This window comes from Nostocoides veronense (assembly GCF_039531185.1).
GTDB lineage: Bacteria > Actinomycetota > Actinomycetes > Actinomycetales > Dermatophilaceae > Nostocoides_A > Nostocoides_A veronense.
The window spans coordinates 1-2228 of sequence record NZ_BAAAPO010000086.1; the positions used below are offsets into that span (position 1 = coordinate 1).

At 71.2% G+C, this 2228-nt stretch carries 2 protein-coding genes; both read left to right on the top strand.

The genetic code is table 11. From position 1 onward, the window contains the following. The first annotated feature begins 72 nt into the window (after positions 1-72). Positions 73-1494 carry an IS21 family transposase gene (gene istA / locus ABD225_RS18620; protein WP_344089212.1) on the top strand — a complete coding sequence of 474 codons (1422 nt, stop codon included), beginning with the start codon at positions 73-75 and terminating at the stop codon, positions 1492-1494. Further along, a partial coding sequence (gene istB / locus ABD225_RS18625) for an IS21-like element helper ATPase IstB (RefSeq protein ID WP_344089215.1) occupies positions 1491-2228 on the top strand: 738 nt, incomplete at its 3' end. The genes istA and istB, both read left to right, overlap by 4 nt.

Consider the following 2228-nt stretch of genomic DNA (forward strand, 5'->3'; position numbering starts at 1 on the left):
AGTCGGGCGGGGCTCCTTTGACGCTGGTGGTCTCTGACCACGCACCAGCTCACCAAAGGAGCCCCTCCGCTCATGCTCACACGGGAGGACGACATCGACGTGCACGCGTTGCACCGGCAGGGGTGGACGATCTCAGCCATCGCCCGCCACCTGGGAAAGGACCGCAAGACGGTCCGGGCCTATCTCAACGGTCGGCAGGCGGGCGTGCGTCAACGCACCGTCGTCGACCACTTCGAACCGTTCGCCGCCTACGTCGCTCAGCGTCTGGGTGACGACCCGCACCTGTGGGCCTCGGCGCTGTACGACGAGCTCCTCGAGCTCGGGTACGACCGCTCGTACCCGTCCATGACGCGGGCGATCCGGACCCGGGGGTTACGCCCGGCGTGTGAGGCGTGCCGACCGACCAAGGGCCGGGCGGTGGCGGTGATCGAGCATCCGCCCGGGCAGGAGACCCAGTGGGACTGGGTCGAGCTGCCCGACCCGCCCGAACACTGGGGGTGGGGCAAAACCGCCTATCTGCTCGTCGGGGCACTCTCGCACTCCAGTCGCTGGCGAGGCGTGCTCTGCGAGTCGATGGAGCAACCCCACCTCATCGACGGGCTGGACCGGGTCGCCCGAGCCCTGGGCGGCTTGAGCAAGGACTGGCGCTTTGACCGGATGGCCACGGTCGTGTCCCCGAGCACGGGCAAGGTCAGCGCGTCCTTCGCGGGCGTCGCCAAGCACTACGCCGTGACCATCAAGCCGTGCCCCCCGCGGCGAGGGAACCGCAAAGGCGTCGTGGAGAAAGCCAACCACGTTGCCGCCCAGCGATTCTGGCGGACCGTACCCGACGAAGCCACCGTCGAGGAAGCACAAGCGCTGCTGGACAAGTGGTGTTCCACCCGCGGCGACGTGCGGATGCGCGCCACCGCTGATGGGCGCGCCACCGTCGCGACCGTGGCCAAGGCTGAGCCGCTGGCACCGATGCCGGCCCCGTACCCGGCCGTGCTCACCGTCGAGCGGCTGGTGTCGGCGCAGGCTCTGGTGTCCTACCGCGGGAACCGGTACTCCGTGCCACCGCAGCTGCACGGGGCCACCGTGAGCGTGTCGGTGCGACTGGGCGCCACCCACTTGGACATCGCCACCCTCCCCACCCCCGGTCGCGCCTCACCCCTGCCGACCGTGATCGCCCGGCACGCCCTGGCCCCACCCGGGGCCGGCGCCACCATCCGCACCGACGTCCACGTCGCCGCCCTGGAGCAGGCCGCCCTCGCCGCGTCCACCACCGCCAAGCCGCACCGCAGCAAGGAACGGCTCCCACCAAGCGTTGCCGCCCGAGCACACGCCGCGACCCTGCGCACCCGGCCCGCAGGCCACGACCAGGCCGAGCACGTCGAGGCGGGCGTGGTCGACCTGAGCGTGTACGCCGCCGCAGCAGCCGGGCGCAACACCCTCACCCCGCCACCAGCAGCACCCGGCACGCCCAACCCCACCAAGGAGAGCAACACCCCATGACCACAACCGAATCCGCGACCCTGACCACCCCAGCCAGTGCCGGTCAGGCCTCGCTGTACCAGCAGCTACGCGCCCACCTCGCAGTCCTGAAGCTGCACGACGCCGCCGAGCACCTACCCACCGTCCTGGACGCAGCCCACACCGAGGGGCTGACCGTGACCGCGGCGCTGGAACGCCTCCTCGCGATCGAGGTCGACGCCACTGAGGCACGCCGCCTCGCCGGGCGGATCCGGTTCGCCTCCCTACCGACCCCGGCCACCCTGGCCGACTTCGACTACGACGCCGCCCCCGGCGTCGACCCCGCCCTGATCAACGAGCTCGCCACCGGCCGCTACCTCGAGCAGGCCACCAACGTGCTCCTCATCGGGCCACCCGGCGTCGGCAAAACCCACCTCGCCGTCGGCCTGGCCCGCAGCGCGGCCGAGGCCGGGTACCGCACCTACTTCACCACCGCCGCCGACCTCGCCGCCCGATGCCACCGCGCCGCGATCGAAGGCCGCTGGGCCACCACCATGCGCTTCTTCGCCGGCCCCACCTGCCTGGTCATCGACGAACTGGGCTACCTGCCGCTGCCCGCCGAAGCCGCATCTGCCCTGTTCCAAGTCGTGTCGCAGAGGTACCTGAAGACCTCGATCATCATCACAAGCAACAAAGGCGTCGGCTCCTGGGGAGAAGTCCTGGGCGACACCGCCGTCGCCGCAGCCCTGCTCGACAGGCTCCTGCACCGCTCCGTC

Coding starts and splice junctions, on each gene's coding strand:
- istA (WP_344089212.1), top strand. CDS start 73: ATGCTCACACGGGAGGACGACATCGACGTGCACGCGTTGCACCGGCAG.